16 protein-coding genes are annotated in these 15,021 nt (G+C 65.1%); 8 read left to right on the top strand and 8 right to left on the bottom strand.

Going from position 1 to position 15,021, the window contains the following annotated elements; all coding sequences use genetic code 11:
- The first annotated feature begins 71 nt into the window (after window positions 1-71).
- Window positions 72-1,535 carry a threonine/serine exporter family protein gene (locus tag R3P95_RS08085; RefSeq protein WP_094640838.1) on the top strand — a complete coding sequence of 488 codons (1,464 nt, stop codon included), beginning with the start codon at window positions 72-74 and terminating at the stop codon, window positions 1,533-1,535.
- Between the two features lie 10 nt (window positions 1,536-1,545).
- On the opposite strand, the gene R3P95_RS08080 is transcribed toward R3P95_RS08085, so the two are convergent.
- A complete protein-coding gene (locus R3P95_RS08080) occupies window positions 1,546-1,806 on the bottom strand; it encodes an MbtH family protein (protein ID WP_008710007.1) in 261 nt (86 codons plus the stop codon).
- A gap of 90 nt (window positions 1,807-1,896) precedes the next feature.
- Complete coding sequence (locus tag R3P95_RS08075) at window positions 1,897-2,706, bottom strand: alpha/beta fold hydrolase (protein WP_068055951.1); 810 nt, start codon at window positions 2,704-2,706, stop codon at window positions 1,897-1,899.
- Between the two features lie 92 nt (window positions 2,707-2,798).
- Here R3P95_RS08075 and R3P95_RS08070 point away from each other — a divergent pair, with 92 nt between their 5' ends.
- Together R3P95_RS08070 and R3P95_RS08065 are read left to right on the top strand one after the other, a co-directional pair.
- On the top strand, window positions 2,799-3,326 hold the full coding sequence (locus tag R3P95_RS08070) for a general stress protein CsbD (RefSeq protein WP_068055948.1): 528 nt from the start codon (window positions 2,799-2,801) through the stop codon (window positions 3,324-3,326).
- 30 nt (window positions 3,327-3,356) lie between these two features.
- Window positions 3,357-4,010, top strand: coding sequence for a hypothetical protein (locus R3P95_RS08065; RefSeq protein ID WP_317547938.1), 654 nt, complete (start codon window positions 3,357-3,359; stop codon window positions 4,008-4,010).
- A gap of 134 nt (window positions 4,011-4,144) precedes the next feature.
- On the opposite strand, the gene R3P95_RS08060 is transcribed toward R3P95_RS08065, so the two are convergent.
- The 4 genes from R3P95_RS08060 to R3P95_RS08045 all read right to left on the bottom strand — a co-directional run bounded on the left by R3P95_RS08060 (window position 4,145) and on the right by R3P95_RS08045 (window position 8,764).
- Window positions 4,145-4,633, bottom strand: coding sequence for an FBP domain-containing protein (locus R3P95_RS08060; protein ID WP_317547937.1), 489 nt, complete (start codon window positions 4,631-4,633; stop codon window positions 4,145-4,147).
- Window position 4,634: 1 nt separating this feature from the next.
- Window positions 4,635-5,201 (bottom strand): TetR/AcrR family transcriptional regulator, encoded by a 567-nt coding sequence (locus R3P95_RS08055; protein WP_317547936.1) that lies wholly within the window; start codon window positions 5,199-5,201, stop codon window positions 4,635-4,637.
- Window positions 5,202-5,270: 69 nt separating this feature from the next.
- Window positions 5,271-7,019, bottom strand: a complete 1,749-nt coding sequence (locus tag R3P95_RS08050) for an ABC transporter ATP-binding protein (protein ID WP_317547935.1) — start codon at window positions 7,017-7,019, stop codon at window positions 5,271-5,273.
- Window positions 7,016-8,764, bottom strand: coding sequence for an ABC transporter ATP-binding protein (locus R3P95_RS08045; protein ID WP_317547934.1), 1,749 nt, complete (start codon window positions 8,762-8,764; stop codon window positions 7,016-7,018). Before R3P95_RS08045 ends, R3P95_RS08050 begins: the two co-directional genes overlap by 4 nt.
- Window positions 8,765-8,869: 105 nt before the next feature.
- Between R3P95_RS08045 and R3P95_RS08040 the strand changes: the two genes are divergently transcribed.
- The 3 genes from R3P95_RS08040 (at window position 8,870) to rsgA (ending at window position 11,702) form a co-directional block, all read left to right on the top strand.
- On the top strand, window positions 8,870-9,049 hold the full coding sequence (locus R3P95_RS08040; RefSeq protein WP_068055931.1) for a hypothetical protein: 180 nt from the start codon (window positions 8,870-8,872) through the stop codon (window positions 9,047-9,049).
- A gap of 52 nt (window positions 9,050-9,101) precedes the next feature.
- Window positions 9,102-10,550 carry an alpha,alpha-trehalose-phosphate synthase (UDP-forming) gene (locus R3P95_RS08035; RefSeq protein WP_094686889.1) on the top strand — a complete coding sequence of 483 codons (1,449 nt, stop codon included), beginning with the start codon at window positions 9,102-9,104 and terminating at the stop codon, window positions 10,548-10,550.
- A gap of 141 nt (window positions 10,551-10,691) precedes the next feature.
- Window positions 10,692-11,702 carry a ribosome small subunit-dependent GTPase A gene (gene rsgA / locus R3P95_RS08030; RefSeq protein ID WP_317547933.1) on the top strand — a complete coding sequence of 337 codons (1,011 nt, stop codon included), beginning with the start codon at window positions 10,692-10,694 and terminating at the stop codon, window positions 11,700-11,702.
- 1 nt (window position 11,703) lies between these two features.
- Here rsgA and R3P95_RS08025 read toward each other — a convergent pair whose 3' ends face one another.
- A complete protein-coding gene (locus R3P95_RS08025) occupies window positions 11,704-11,934 on the bottom strand; it encodes a hypothetical protein (protein WP_317547932.1) in 231 nt (76 codons plus the stop codon).
- A gap of 140 nt (window positions 11,935-12,074) precedes the next feature.
- On the opposite strand from R3P95_RS08025, the gene R3P95_RS08020 reads away from it, so the two are divergent.
- Together R3P95_RS08020 and R3P95_RS08015 are read left to right on the top strand one after the other, a co-directional pair.
- Window positions 12,075-13,490: an MFS transporter gene (locus tag R3P95_RS08020; protein WP_317547931.1), complete on the top strand. Its 1,416-nt coding sequence runs from the start codon at window positions 12,075-12,077 to the stop codon at window positions 13,488-13,490.
- The gene (locus R3P95_RS08015) at window positions 13,487-13,891 is read left to right on the top strand and encodes a MarR family winged helix-turn-helix transcriptional regulator (protein WP_317547930.1); all 405 of its coding nucleotides are present in this window, start codon (window positions 13,487-13,489) and stop codon (window positions 13,889-13,891) included. The genes R3P95_RS08020 and R3P95_RS08015 overlap by 4 nt, the downstream gene beginning before the upstream one ends.
- Window positions 13,892-13,908: 17 nt before the next feature.
- Here the strand turns inward: R3P95_RS08015 and R3P95_RS08010 are convergent, their stop codons facing one another.
- Window positions 13,909-14,655: an FAD-binding oxidoreductase gene (locus R3P95_RS08010; protein ID WP_094686892.1), complete on the bottom strand. Its 747-nt coding sequence runs from the start codon at window positions 14,653-14,655 to the stop codon at window positions 13,909-13,911.
- Window positions 14,656-15,021 lie beyond the last annotated feature (366 nt).

Genomic DNA, 15,021 nt, shown 5'->3' with positions numbered 1-15,021 from the left:
CCGTTCATCGGACGCTCAGTAACAACAGGTACCTTGTCCGTGGATCACCCCAGCAACGTGTAAAGACGGTCATGACTTTCCTGCAAGACCTGACGGCTTCGCTGAGCCGTCTCACCGGTGAGCGTCGGGCCACCATCGATACGCCGACCGCAGCACCGTCGCCCCTTCGTCCGATCGATCTGACCGACGATGCGTCGGTTGCGGAGGTGCTGGACCTCGCGGTTCGCGTCGGCGAAGTGCTGTTGGCCTCGGGCACGGCAGCGATGGATACGGCGACTCAGGTGCAGTACATCGCCGCGACGTACGGCCTCGCGCGATGCGATGTCGATGTCACGTACAACTCGATCACCCTCAGTGCTCACCGGGGCCCGACGCGTCCTCCGGCGTCGACGATGCGCATCGTGCATTACCGCTCGATGGATTTCACGCGCCTGGCCGAGGTCGACCGTCTCATTCGCGCGGTGCGCGTGAAGATGGTGCCGCCGAGCGCGGCGCTCGAGCGGCTCGACGAGATCACCAAGGCTCCGCACCCGTACAACCGGTGGATTGCGACCCTGGCGTGGTCGGGCATGGCCGCGGCCATCAGTGTGTTGCTCGGCGGTGGCGCGTTGGTGGCTGTGGTCAGCTTCCTGACGACGATGGTGATCGACCGCATCGGACGCGTCCTCAACCGTGCGGGCCTGCCGTTCTTCTTCCAGCAGGTTGTCGGCGGCTTCGTGGCGGCGACACCGGCGATCACGCTCTACAACTTCCAGGACCAGCTGAACATCAGCATTTCGCCGTCGCAGATCATCGCGGCCGGGGTGATCGTGCTGCTCTCGGGGCTCTCGCTCGTCGGCTCGGTGCAGGACGCGATCACCGGTGCCCCGATCACGGCGGTGTCGAGATTCTTCGAAGTGTTGATGATGACGGGCGGCATCATCGCCGGCGTCGCGACATCTCTGCGGTTGGCCGCGCTGATCGGCAGCGATCTGCCGCAGATCAGCAACCTGGCCCCACCGGACATCCTGCAGGTCCCCACCAAGGTGATCGCCGGCGCAGCAGCGTCACTGTTCTATGCGCTGGCTTGCTACGCCGAGCGTCGTGCGTTGACGGCTGCCTTCATGGGCGGCTTCGCGGGATCGCTGGTGTATCTGCTCTCGCAGACGCTCAATGTGGGACCGATCATCGCCTCGGCCATCGCTGCCACCGTCGTCGGATTCGCGGGTGGTCTGTTGGCTCGTCGTGCGCTGATTCCGCCGTTGATCGTCGCCGTCGCGGGCATCACTCCCCTGCTCCCCGGCCTGGCGCTGTACCGCGGTCTGTACGCGATCCTCAACGACCAGCTACTGCTCGGTATCAGCTCGTTGTTCGCGGCGTTCGGCGTCGGCTGCGGCCTGGCCGCGGGTGTGACATTGGGTGAGTGGGGTGCCCGCACCCTGCGTCGACCACGCATCATCGCGCGCACGGAAGAACTCCTACGCCCGACGCTTCGCCGCACAGAAGAACCGCGCCGACCGACTGTTCGTCGGCGGCGCGGTACGAGCCCTTCGTAGAAGGCGGAACTCAGGCCTCTGTGCTGGGGGTTCCCTCAGCGGATGCGCGTGCAGCAGCGTCGGCCTCCATGGCCTCACGCAGGCTGCGCGGACGCATGTCGGTCCAGTTCTTCTCGACGTACTCCAAGCACGCGGCGCGGGTGTCTTCACCGAAGACGACACGCCATCCCTGAGGGACCTCGGAGAACGTCGGCCACAGCGAATGCTGGTCTTCGTCGTTGACCAGCACGAAGAAGCGTCCGTCTTCGTCATCGAACGGGTTGGTACTCATCTCGCCTCACTCGTCGCGAACGTTTGGTTGGTAAGTCTGCACCGTGAGGTGCCACACGACCCTAGCAACGCAGGTCGGGCCGTGGTGCCGTCAGGCCTTCAAGAAGCCGAGCAGTTCCGCATTGACGGCCTCGGGACGCTCGAGATATCCGTAGTGCCCGGCGTCCGCTATCTCGACGTACCGAGCACCGGGGATGGCGTCGGCCAGTTCCTTGCCCAAGTACGGCGGGATCATCCGATCGTCGGCGAATCCGACCGACAGGCACGGCACCGACACGCCACGGTAGGCCGCAGTTCGATCGAAATCGTCCTCCATGCCCAGCTGGGCGCGCACGCCCGCGGACGGCGAGGAGGCCGAGAACTCGAACAGGTCGAGCCAGTCGCGTGCCCCGCGAGAATCACGCAACGTCGCAGGCGACAGGTTCATCACCGCTGTCACCGCAGCCGAATAGGTTCCCGGGAGCTCGACGCGCTTGTCGTAGAGCGCTCGTTCGCCGTTGGCGAGAGTCTTCTGAAATTCGTCGACCCGCGCGTGGCCGGCGAGGAAGACCGCTTTACGAACCAGGTCGGGCCTACTCAGAGCAAGCTCCTGCGCGACGCGTGAGCCCATCGACGTTCCGACGACGTAGGCCTTCTCGTCGCCGTTGCGAACGAGCTCGATCAGGCCGGCGGTATCGGCGACCATGTCCTCCATGGTGATGCCGTGCGTGCTCTCCGACGACGGAGCGATGCCGCGATTGTCGAAAGTGCACACCCGGTAACCCGCTGCTGTGAGAGCCGGCACCTGATGCAGCTCCCACACACGGCCGGGGCTACCGGTGCCCATGATCAGAACTACCAGGTCTCCACTGCCCTTGACCTGGTAGTTCAGGTCGATACCGTTGATCTTGGCGATAGGCATACGTCTCCTTACTGCTGATTCGTCCGTCGGGGATCGTATCGTCCGACACCGACACGGGGTTACTCGAACAGCCAGTGGGTACCTGGTGTTACATGACTGACGAGAACGTAGCGGGCGAAGCACGCAAGGGATTGCTCGACGGAATCAAGGGCAAGGCCAAAGAGGTCGTGGGCGCGGTGACCGGCAACGACTCGTTGACGGCCGAGGGCCAATTACAGGCTGCTCAGGCTCGTGAACACAAGGAGGCCCAGGCCACGGAGCGGGTCGCCGAAGCGCAGGCCACCGAAGCCGCCGAGGAACTGGCCGACGTTCGCACGTCAGCCGAAAGCCGTCGGGAGGCCGCAGAGGAGAACGCCGCGGTCACCGAGGCGCAGGCAGATCGGGTGCGTGAGACGCAGGTGGTCGCGGCCGAGCAGAACAAGCGCGAAACGATAGCGCAGGAGCGCGCTGCCGCTGAGGTCGACGCGACCGCCGAGCAGATCGAGGCCGAAGAGGACCGGCGCATCGAGCAGGCTGCCGCGGACTCCGACGAAATGGTGGCCGCGCAGAAGCACCAGGAGGCGCTTCGTCAGGCCGAGGCCGATCGCAAGAAGGCCGAAGAGCTCCGCAACCAGGCCTGAACCACTACTGCAAAACAGGAGTTTCATTACATGAGTGTCCTAGCCATACCGATGACCATTCTTCGCATTCAGTACAAGATCGCTCGAATTCCGTTGCAGCTCATCGAGACCAACGTGGTCGAGAAGATGAACGCGGAGTCACCTGCGCGCCTGGTGTACGAGCACACGCTCGGTTCACTGGACCGTGCCGTTGGAAACCTGTTGGGAGACAAGGGACTCGCCGATCGCGGCGAGACCTTGGTCGACAGCACCGAGAACCGTGCCGAAACAGCGCGCCTCGACGCCGAAGCTCGGGCCAAGAAGGCCGCAGCCAACGACGAACTGAAGGTGGCTCGCGAGACCGCCGAAAAGGATCGCCGCGCAGCCGACGCCGCCGCCCAGGAAGCCGCACGTGACGCCCGCCAGGAGGCCGAGCAACGCAAGCGCGAGGCCGCTCAGGATGCCGAGCGTGAAGCCGCCGCCAAGAAGAAGAAGGCCGACGAGCAGGCCGCTGCCACCGCGAAAGCCGCCGAGGATCGCAAGAAGGCGCAGCAGGCTCAGGTCGACAAGCAGGAGAAGCTGGCCGCCGCGCCGTCCGAGGCCGAACTGGCCGAGGCCGCGGAGCGTTCCGACGAGGCCGCCGCCAAGAAGGACGAGGCAGAGCGCATCGAGAAGCTGTTCATCGCCGAGAAGAACAAGGACTGACTTCGGTACTGTCGGCGAATTACCAATCTCCGGCAGGACCTCACACCCTTTTTGCCGACTGCGCGCCCCTACTCGCATCAGAGCATGGGCGCGCAGTCGTCAATTGGGGCGCGCGCTCCCCGCCTACCACTTGATCAATCGAGAACGCGAGCGAGGAACGCAGCAATGTTGTCTTCGACTGCTGCGGTGCGGGTCTCGACATCGAAGTCTTCCTTGAACTGCCGTCCCAATGCCGGGGTCTTCTTCTTTCGCGCGTACAGCGAGCACGCGAGGTCCGAGCAGATGTAGGTTCCCACCGTGTTGCCGCGCCTGCCGGATTCGCCTGCCTTCGCGGCAGCCATCAGCGAGACGCCACCGTTCGCGTGTGTGGTGAGGCAGATGCTGCACATCTGCGCTGTGCGTGGACCACCGACTTTGTAGCGCAACGAGATTCCACGCAAGCGATCCCCGGAGGGAACGACGATGTAACTCCTGCCGGCAAGCTTGGGATCGACCCAACCGAAGAAGTCGAGATCGCTCCACGGCACAGCGTCGAACATCTCGGGAAGGGAGAGCCTTCCGGCGTCGCCTTTGGACGAGTTGACGAACGACGACCTGATGTCGCGTTCGGAGATCGGTTCCATGTCACTGCCTCCAGTGCTGTAAGAGTGTGTCGATTCCGTCGAGGATGCGAGCCCAGGACTGCTGCGAGTCGGGCGCACTGTGACCGAACGAGCCCGACGCATCGAGGCTGGCATAGCCGTGAAACACACTGCCGAGCAATCGAACTGCGTGTACCTGATCATCTTCGCCGAGGTCGTACCCCCGGAGGATTGCTTTCATCATTGCCGAGTGACGCACTCCCGCACTTGCAAGAGCAGTCTCGTGATCGAGTGGAAACTGCGTCGCCGCATAGCGACCGGGGTGCTCCCGCGAATAACCGAGATACGCATTGGCGACGGCGACCAACGCGTCCTTGCCCGCTCGGCCTGCCAGCGCCTCGGACACCCGATCGGCCAGTTCCTCCAACGCCAGCAGCGCTATCCCGACGTTCAACTCGTGCGCGTTCTTCAGGTGCGAATACAGGCTCGCCACCTTGACGTCGAAGCGTCTGGCCAGCTCACTGGCGGTAACGCGGTCGAAGCCGACCTCATCGGCCAGATCCGCTCCTGCTGCCACGATGCGCTGCGCGGTCAATCCTGCGCGTGCCATACCGGCCTCCTCGTTCTTTCGAGGACACCGTATCCAAACCTAATAGCTATAGGCAAATTGCTAAAGCAATCAGCGACCCTGCCACGCCTCCCACAGCTGTGCGTATCGTCCACCGGCCGCGACCAGCTCCTCGTGCGGGCCCTGTTCCAGAATCTTCCCGTGTTCGAGGACCACCACGCGGTCGGCGGCAGCGGCCTGCGTCAGCCGATGCGCGACGATCAACGTGCTGCGCCCCCTGGTCGCTGCCTCGGCCGCAGCTTCGAGATCTCGCGCACCGGAACTGCCGGCCTCCGCGGTGGCCTCGTCCAGCACGGCGACGGCCGGGTCGGCGAGAACCAAACGCGCCAAGGCCAATTGCTGCGACTGTGCCGCGGTCAATTGATGCCCACCCTCGCCGACGGCGGTGTCGAGGCCGTTCTCGAGCGCCTCGACCCACGCCCACGCTCCGACGGTGCGCAGTGCGGCTTCGACGTTTTCACGACCGGCATCCGGGGCGGCAAGCAACACGTCGTCGATCAATCGGCCGGCGAACACGTGTACTTCCTGGCTGACGATCGCGACGTGTCGCCGCAGGCCCTCACTGCCCAGCGCATCGAGTGATGCGCCGCCGACACGAACCGTCCCCGACGTCGACGCCATCGAGCCGGCCGCAATAGCTGCAATCGTGGATTTGCCTGCGCCGGTGGATCCGACGAGCGCGACGGTCTCCCCTGCGCCGACCCGCAGGTTCACTCCGTGCAGAACCTCGTGGCCGGACTCGTACTCGTGCCGCAGATCGGTGACGTCCAAGGTGGCGTCGGACGGCACGGACCCGTCGCCGACGGGTCGCTCGTCGGGAATGTCGATGACACCGACCAGCCGGGCCAGAGACGCTCCGGCGGACTGGATGTCGTCGAACGTGAACAGCAGGGTGCCGATCGGATTGAACAGTCGGTGGAACAGCAGCGCCGCAGCGGTCGTCTCACCGACGGTGACGTAATCGCCGCGCACCAGCAGGAATCCGGCCAACAGGATCACCGACAGTCCGACGCATTCGGCGCGATTGCTTCGCGATCCGAATCGGGTGAACAAGCGGAACACGTCGACACCGATGTCGCGGGCCTTCGCCGACGCCCGATCGATCTCTTTCAGATGCGCCGACTCGAGTCCGTACGCACGAACGGTTTTCGCGCCCTGCATGCTGCTGACGAACGACTGCGCTCGCTCGCCCATCGCCACGCGTTCGGCCGCGTACTTCGGTGCCGAGCGCGGCAGATACCAGCGCAGCGCGAGGACGTACATCGGCAGCGCGACGAGCCCAGCCAGGCCCAGCCGCCAGTCGATGCCGAGCATCGTGATCATGCTCAGGCATACGAGCAGGAACGCACCGACGAGCTGCGGGATCACCTCACCGATCGACTTCGCCATCACCGCAACGTCGTCGCCCACCCGGGAGAGCAAGTCGCCCTTGCCCACTCGCTCGAGCGTGGCCACCGGCAGATGCAGTGCGCGGCGCACGACGGCCTCGCGCAGCGACGCCAGAATGCCCTCACCCAACGTGCTGATGAGATAGCCGCTGAAACCGGTGACGATGCCGCCGACAACCGCGGCCACCGAGATGACGACGACGACCCCGACGATCGTCGACGAGTCGGCCCCGTCGCGGACGCGGTCGACCAAGACCCCGAAGACATAGACCGGCACCAGCGACATCGCCGCCGCAAGGGCGCCGAGGAGCAGCGTGACCGCCGTGCGCACCCGTCGTAGTTTCAGCTGTTCCAGCAACCACCGACCGGATCGGGCTCCGGTGGCGATCGGAAGAAGTTCGGGGGTGGTCATCGCAGCACCGCGTCCTTGTACTGCGCGTCCGAGGACGCGAGATCGTGGTGCGTTCCCTCGGCGACGACGCGGCCGTCGTCGACGACGAGAACGCGATGGGTCACCGACAGCAGCGCAGGGCTGGTGGTGATGAGGATCGTTGTCTGCGAGCTTCTTTCGGTGTGCCGGAGCTCGGCGATGCCGCGGGCGATGGCGTGCTCGGTGACGGCGTCGACGGCGGTAGTGGGGTCGTGCAGTACCAGGACCGGGGCGTCGACCGACAGCGCTCGCGCCAACGCCACTCGCTGGCGTTGGCCGCCGGACAGGCTGGCTCCGCGGTCGGTGACGGCGTGATCGAGACCGGCCTCGTGCAATTCGACGACGTCGGTGGCCGCGGATGCCTGGAGCACTCGGTCGAGTTCGGCGTCGGGCCGCTCCCGCCCGGCGGTGACGTTGCTGCGGACCGTTCCGGCGAACAGGTCGGTGAGGTGCGGCTCGACGAGAACGGTCTCGCGGGAGCGTCGAAGATCGATCTCTCCCGCCGGAATGCCGCCGACGCGAACAGATCCGGTGTAGTCGGCGTCGGAAATCTGACCGGACAGCAGCGCGGCGAGCGCCTCCCCGTCCTGCGGCCGGTAGGCGACCACGCCGAGCATCTCGCCTGGTTCTGCCCGGAAGGTGAGGCCGTCGAGCGATCGGAACCGAACGCCGTCGATGCCGAGATCGGTCCCCGCGGGCACCGCGGATTCCGACTGCGGCAGAACGTGTTCCGCACCGAGTACGAGGGCCAGCCGGTCGGCCGATCCGCGCACCATCGCCACGACGCCGGGGATCCTCGCCAATCCGGTCAGGGGTTCGATGACGAACTGGGCAAGGCCGATGACCGTGATCAACTCACCGACCGAAATGCGGCCCTGCAGCGCGAACCAGCCGGCGGTACCGGCGATCCCGACGGCCAGCAACGCGTTGACCGTTGCCGACAAGCCCTGATAGACGTTGTTCGCGCGAGCCAGCTTCAGAGTCGCCGCCAAGGCCGTTCTGCTCGACGTCACGAATCGCTCGGTCGCGGCGTTCTCGGCACCGATTCCGCGCAGCGGCCGGACACCGCTGACCAGATCGGTGGCCATACCCGATACGCCGGCGATCTGGGCCTGCTGGGCGGTTGCTGCGCGGGTGAGCAGTGGAGCGAGGCGCTGCAGCGCAACGAGGATGACCGGAGTACCGATGACGACGGCAAGGCCCAGGGGAACGTCGATGATCAACAACGCCACAGCCGATGCGACGACCGCGACGGCCGACGCGAAGACCCGGGCGATCAGATCGAGGATCCAGGACTCCTTCTCGGCGTCGGACGTCGAGACCGTCAACAATTCCCCCGCCGACAGCTCGGTACGTACACCCCGCGGATCGAGGACACGACCGGCGACCTCCACGCGCACCAGATGCGCCTCCCGCTCGATGGCGACGACGATGATGCGGGCACCGATCCGCCACGCATACGACAGGGTGACGAATAAGGCCGCGAGACCGACCAGCGAGACGCTCATCGCCGTCACATCACCGGTGTCGATGGCCCGCGAGACGATGAGTCCGATCGCCACCGGGACCATCGTTTCGCACAGTTGATGCACTCCGAACAGCAGCGACGAGACGATCAGGCGGGCGCGATGCCGTTGGACGGTGCGTCGCAGGATCGCGGAGCCGGTGGCCGGAGAAGGCTCCTCCACCACTGTCCGAGCATGGCGGAGCGGCACAGAATCGGTCATTTGCTGCAGCCTATGGCATCGGGAAGTGGCGATGGGACGCCACATTTACATAGAGTCGGGACCAACGAACACCGTGTAAGCCCAGCAGAGAGTACGGAGAACACCATGCCTGCCAAGACTTCGACCGACAACGACATCGCCGACGAAGACATCGTCCCACTCGAGTACGAGACGGCCAGCCAGGCTCAGCGCGTCGTCGCGGCCTACGCGACCGATGCAGACGAATGCCGCATGTTGCTGTCGATGTTGGGTATAGATCCTGTTGTGAAGGGCGAAAGCGAGTAGCACCTTCGCAGGACTGGCTCCCCCCAGAGATCTACAAGCGGATTGGACAGTTGTGGCTGACGCCTCGCAGGGTTCGGATTTTGTCGTCGTAGCCAACCGGTTGCCGGTCGATCTGGAAAAGCTTCCGGACGGAAGCACACGATGGAAGCGAAGCCCAGGCGGGTTGGTCACCGCTCTCGAACCGATCCTGCGCGCCAACAAGGGTGCGTGGGTGGGGTGGGTCGGGGTCTCGGACGTCGACGTCGAGCCGTTCGTCGAGGACGGCCTGCAACTGCGTCCGGTCACGATCAGCGAGAAGGAATACACCCAGTACTACGAGGGCTTCTCCAACGCGACGCTGTGGCCGCTCTATCACGACGTGATCGTCAAGCCGGAGTACGACCGCGACTGGTGGAACGCCTACGTCGAGGTCAACCGCCGCTTCGCCGAGAAGACCTCCGAGGCCGCAGCACAGGGCGCGACGGTCTGGATCCAGGACTACCAGCTCCAGCTCGTCCCGAAGATGCTGCGGATGCTGCGCCCCGACCTGACCATCGGGTTCTTCCTGCACATCCCGTTCCCGCCGATCGAGCTGTTCATGCAGATGCCATGGCGCACCGAGATCGTCGAAGGACTGCTCGGTGCCGACCTCATCGGTTTCCATCTGTCCGGCGGTGCGCAGAACTTCCTCTACCTTGCCCGACGCCTCGCCGGCGGAACCACGTCCCGCGGAACCGTGGGAGTGCGGTCCAAGTTGGGCGTCGTGCAGGTCGGCTTCCGAACCGTGCGAGTCGGCGCGTTCCCGATCTCCATCGATTCCGGTGATCTCGACACCAAATCTCGATCCAAGGCCGTCCGTGATCGCGCGAAGCAACTGCGCAAGGATCTGGGCAACCCGAAGCGCATCATGCTCGGCGTCGATCGACTCGATTACACCAAGGGAATCGACGTTCGGCTCAACGCGTTTCGCGAACTGCTCGAAGAGGGCCGCGTCGATCCCGCCGAGAACGTCATCGTGCAGTTGGCGACGCCCAGCCGTGAACGCGTCGAGAGCTACGTCGCCATGCGCGGCGAAATCGAGCAGCAAGTGGGCCGAATCAACGGCGAGTACGGCCAGGTGGGCCACCCCGTGGTGCACTACCTGCACCGGCCGATCCCCCGCGACGATCTGCTGGCCTATTTCGTCGCCGCCGACGTCATGCTGGTCACTCCGCTGCGTGACGGCATGAACCTCGTCGCCAAGGAGTACGTCGCCTGCCGCAGCGATCTCGGTGGCGCTTTGGTGCTCAGCGAATTCACCGGTGCCGCAGCAGAACTACGCCAGGCGTACCTGTGCAACCCACACGACCTGGACAGCGTGAAGGACGCGATCATCGGCGCACTGGAGCAGGAACCCGAGGCAGGCAAACGCCACATGCGTGCCATGCGCAGGCAGGTTCTCGCCCACGACGTCGATCGCTGGGCCCGCTCCTTCCTGACCGCACTCGCAGCGCCGGCGGAGGGCACCAACCTCAGTCGATAAATCGCTTTCCCGACACCGTCGACGGCTGCTAGTTTGCCGTCGACGGTTTTTTCGTGCATCGAGACAGTGAGGAGGTGGCATCGTGGCCACCCGGACATCGACGGACCCGAACCCCCGTTCCTCCTCCCCCAAGGACCTCGCATGTCTCCACTCGACCACTACGGCCTCGATCAGCACTGGCTGACCGAATTCGAAAAGCTCTCCCAGAAAACAACTCTCGCCCGCGTCGTTCGCGTCGACCGAGGTGAATTCGACGCCGTCACCGACAGCGGCATCGTCCGCTGCACCGGTACCGGTATCTGCACCGGGGATTGGGTGACACTGGACTCGTTCAGGCTCGCCGCTACCCTTCCTCGCCGCACAGCCATCGAACGTGCCTCCGCCGGATCCACCTCCGACACACAGGTTCTCGGAGCCAACGTCGACACCGTCGTTGTCACGGTGGCGTCGGACACGGCCCTGGACCTCGGCCGCGTCGAGCGCTACATCACCCTGGCCTGGGGCAGTGGCGCTGTGCCCGTGGTCGCGATCACCAAGACCGACAGCGGTAGCGTCGCCGAGGAGTTGGTGCTGGCCGCCGCGCCGGGTGTGGAGGTGTGCACCACCAGCGCGGTCGACGGCAGCGGAATCGACTCACTGACAGCACATCTGCACGGCACGGTCGCCTTGATCGGGCCGTCGGGATCCGGAAAGTCGACGCTCGGTAACGCTCTGTTGGGTGGTTCGGTTTTGGAAACCGGTGCCACCCGGGCGGCCGACGGCAAAGGCAGGCACACGACGGTGCGTCGGGAATTGGTGCCGATCCCGTCCTCTGCCCTGGTGCTGCTGGACACCCCGGGTTTGCGTTCCGTGGGCGTGCAGGGGTCGGAAGACGCTGTGGCGAGCGCCTTCTCCGACATCGAAGAACTGGCCGCGTCGTGTCGATTCGGTGACTGCGCGCACGAACACGAACCCGGCTGTGCGGTGCTCGCCGCCGTCGACGCGGGCGAGCTCACCGACAGAAGGTTGGGCAACTACCGAAAACTGTTGCGGGAGAATGCTTGGTCCATGTCGAGGCAGGACGCCCGAGCACGCAGCGAGAAGCTGCGAGAGTACAAGCAGATCTCGAAGTCGCTGCGCATCAAGTACGCCGTCGACGGCAGAAAGCGGTAGGTCAGCTCTCGTCGAACAGTGAGGGACTGTCGGCCTCTGCCTCGGCCTGCCGGGCCGAACCCTCACTGTTCGACGCCTTCCGCACCACCTCGACCGTGGTGGTACGTACCGACAACCGATGACCGTCGTGATGCTCGAGCAACGCCAGACCCTGACGGATCTCGAGCACCTTCCACGGGCCTGCATGCCCGGACGCCTGAACCAGGTCGCCTGGTGCGATCTCGGAAGCCACTGTTGTTCTCCATTCACCGAGCAAGTCTGTGACACACACCCTATCGGGCGCGCCCCGCCCGCATCTCACTTGCTCGTCGAACAATTTAGGAGTACTCATGTAATAGTTGTATAAGTACAAGCATTATCGCGGAGGTGAACGTGGCCGAGTTGACTCGACGACACCGGTATCTCGTGCTCGGCATCTGCTGCCTGAGTCTGTTTCTCGTCAGCACCGACAACACGATCGTCAACGTCGCGCTGCCGTCGATGCGCGCAGATCTGAACGCGTCGGTATCGGGTCTGCAGTGGATCATCGACGCATACACTCTGGTCGTGGCATCACTGCTGATGCTCGGCGGCTCGATGGCCGACAAGTACGGCCGCAAGCGCTTCTTCCTGATCGGCACCGGAACGTTCGTTCTCGGCTCCCTGCTGTGCAGCATCGCACCGTCACTGGGATGGCTCATCGCCTTCCGCATGTTGCAGGCCGTCGGCGGCTCGATGATGAATCCTGTCGCGATGTCGATCATCACCAACACCTTCACCGATCCGAAAGAACGTGCCGGGGCCATCGGAATGTGGGGTGCCGTCGTCGGAATCTCGATGTCGGCGGGCCCGGCGCTGGGCGGCATCCTCGTCACCGGTGCCGGCTGGCAGTCCATCTTCTGGATCAACGTCCCCGTCGGGATCTTCGCTTTGGCGATGACACTGAAATTCGTCCCGGAATCGAAGGCCGAGCACTCACGCAAGTTCGATCCGGCCGGCCAGTTCCTCATCTTCGCGTTCCTCGTGTCCCTGGTGTTCACCATCATCGAAGGTCCCGCGAAGGGGTGGGGATCGCCGCTGATCGTGTTCACCGGCGCTGTCGCCGTCGGCTCTCTCGTCGGGCTGCTGGTGGTCGAGTCGCGAATCGAGGAACCGCTCATCCAACTGAAGTTCTTCCGGAGCGCGCCGTTCAGCGGAGCGACGGTGATCGCGGTGTGCGCGTTCGCGTCCCTCGGCGGATTCCTGTTCCTCAACACCCTCTACCTGCAGGACGTACGCGGATACTCCCCACTGCACGCCGGTCTGTACACGCTGCCGATGGCGTTGATGACGCTGATCTTCGCGCCGATCTCCGGCCGCATCGTCGGCACCCTGGGCGCGCGCATTCCGCTGCTCGTCGCGGGAATCGGCTTCGTCACCTCGGCGCTGATGCTCACCCGCCTGACTCCGACGACGTCGTTCGCGTGGCTTGCGGTGGCGTACGTGATTTTCGGAATATCCTTCGGCATGGTCAACGCCCCGATCACCAACACCGCGGTGTCAGGAATGCCGCGCAGTCAGGCCGGAGTGGCATCTGCCATCGCGTCGACGAGCAGGCAGGTGGGTCAATCGCTCGGCGTGGCCGTCGTCGGATCCATCGTCACGGCGAGCATCGTCGGCGAGATCTCCGACGGTTTCACCGCCGCAGCAGTTCCGGCATGGTTCGTCATCGCGGGCGCAGGCGTGGTCGTCACCGTGCTCGCAGTGGTCACCACCGGCAGGTGGGCCCGCTCGACCGCCGACCGAATCGACCAACCGGTGCTCGTATGACCGACTCGGAGGCAGCTCTCGTCTGGCGCGAGATGCGCGCGCTGATGCTCGAGAAGCACGACACCCGCCGAGCCGTCGCCGACGCCACCGGGATGAGCTTCCTGCGAGCCAAGCTGCTCACCAAGTTGCTCACGGGCGATCGGACGGTGACCGAGTTGGCCGAGATTCTTGCGTCCGATGCGCCGTACGTCTCGCTCAACGTTCGCGAGCTCGAGAAGCGTGAATTGGTGGTGCGCACCGAGGATCCCGAAGATCGCCGACGCCGCATCATCGGACTCACCGATGCCGGACGCCGGCTCGCCGAGAAGGCCCGAGCCATCGCCGACGCCCCGCCGCCGGAATTCACGACGGTATCCGCCGAGGACCTGGCGCATCTGCGACGGATTCTGCAGCTGCCCTGATTGCTGGACTTCCCACTTCAGCGGCGGATGGCGTCGAGTGGTGTGCCGATCTCGACGAGCGCGCGCACGGTCGCCGCTTCCATTCCCGGTGAGCCACAGACCAGGATCTGGCGATCCGGGAACGGCCCCTGCGTGGCGACGACGTCGGCCACACTGCCCTCCCAGCAATGCTCGGGCTCGAAGAACTTTGCGCTGGAACCGATCTCGGCATGGATGCGGTCGTTCCACCGATCCGACGCCCACGGCTCGTGCAGTTGGTCGACGACGGGTACCACCGTCAACCACCGCAACTCCGCCGCCATCAACCACAGCATGTCGCCGGCATACAGATCACGTGGCGACTTGCCGCCGACGAACAGCGTCACGTTCGGCGGCTGTTGGCGGCGAGTGAGGTCGAGCAGGATCGCGCGCAACGGAGCGAGGCCGGTGCCGCCCGCGATCATCACGACGTCGCGCCCCGAATCGTCGACATGCAGACTGCCCTGCGGATCGCTGATCTGCCACACATGACCCGGCCGCGTCTCGTTGACGATCGAACCGCTCACCCAACCGGCAGGAACGGCTCGAACATGGAATTCCAGCTTCCCGTCTCGCGAAGGCGGCAGAGCGGGTGAATATCGCCGCGTCAGCGCAGCGTTCTGGGGAACCGTGACCGACACCGACTGGCCTGCCTGAAACGGCACAGCATCGCCTTCGAGTCTGATCACCGCAAGATCGTTCCGAAGGCGATGATACTGAACAACCGTCGAACTCCACGCCTGCATGTGAACCAGGATAGGGGCCGACGCGGGATGCCTCGCACACGCGCGCGGGGTTCGATGCCGTCGCCCCGGTCGAGGCATGTCGCCCGGTCGACGCCGCAAAAGCGCGCGCGTTTGCCGAACGCGCGCGAAATAGCGACCGATCGCCGGCGAATCCGCGCGCACCTGACGAACGCGCACGCGTTTGCGAGGACGTGCGCAGCAGAGACCCGGGCTCAACACCCGCGGACCGACCCGACCTCAGATGCCCAGTCGACGCCCGGTTCGCCACCGCCGCCGCCCCCGGCCGAGTCCGCAAAAGCGCGCGCGTTTGCCGAACGCGCGCGAAATAGCGACCGATCGCCGGCGAATCCGCGCGCACCTGACGAA

This window comes from Rhodococcus cercidiphylli (assembly GCF_033042225.1).
Lineage (GTDB): Bacteria > Actinomycetota > Actinomycetes > Mycobacteriales > Mycobacteriaceae > Rhodococcoides.
This window is presented reverse-complemented; position numbering and strand designations above follow the sequence as displayed.

Coding starts and splice junctions, on each gene's coding strand:
- R3P95_RS08040 (WP_068055931.1), top strand. CDS start 8,870: ATGCCTGCCAAGACTTCGACCGACAACGACATCGCCGACGAAGACATC.
- R3P95_RS08050 (WP_317547935.1), bottom strand. CDS start 7,019: ATGACCACCCCCGAACTTCTTCCGATCGCCACCGGAGCCCGATCCGGT.
- R3P95_RS08010 (WP_094686892.1), bottom strand. CDS start 14,655: ATGCAGGCGTGGAGTTCGACGGTTGTTCAGTATCATCGCCTTCGGAAC.
- R3P95_RS08060 (WP_317547937.1), bottom strand. CDS start 4,633: ATGGAACCGATCTCCGAACGCGACATCAGGTCGTCGTTCGTCAACTCG.
- R3P95_RS08085 (WP_094640838.1), top strand. CDS start 72: ATGACTTTCCTGCAAGACCTGACGGCTTCGCTGAGCCGTCTCACCGGT.
- R3P95_RS08070 (WP_068055948.1), top strand. CDS start 2,799: ATGACTGACGAGAACGTAGCGGGCGAAGCACGCAAGGGATTGCTCGAC.
- R3P95_RS08075 (WP_068055951.1), bottom strand. CDS start 2,706: ATGCCTATCGCCAAGATCAACGGTATCGACCTGAACTACCAGGTCAAG.
- R3P95_RS08015 (WP_317547930.1), top strand. CDS start 13,487: ATGACCGACTCGGAGGCAGCTCTCGTCTGGCGCGAGATGCGCGCGCTG.
- R3P95_RS08080 (WP_008710007.1), bottom strand. CDS start 1,806: ATGAGTACCAACCCGTTCGATGACGAAGACGGACGCTTCTTCGTGCTG.
- R3P95_RS08055 (WP_317547936.1), bottom strand. CDS start 5,201: ATGGCACGCGCAGGATTGACCGCGCAGCGCATCGTGGCAGCAGGAGCG.
- R3P95_RS08065 (WP_317547938.1), top strand. CDS start 3,357: ATGAGTGTCCTAGCCATACCGATGACCATTCTTCGCATTCAGTACAAG.
- rsgA (WP_317547933.1), top strand. CDS start 10,692: ATGTCTCCACTCGACCACTACGGCCTCGATCAGCACTGGCTGACCGAA.
- R3P95_RS08045 (WP_317547934.1), bottom strand. CDS start 8,764: ATGACCGATTCTGTGCCGCTCCGCCATGCTCGGACAGTGGTGGAGGAG.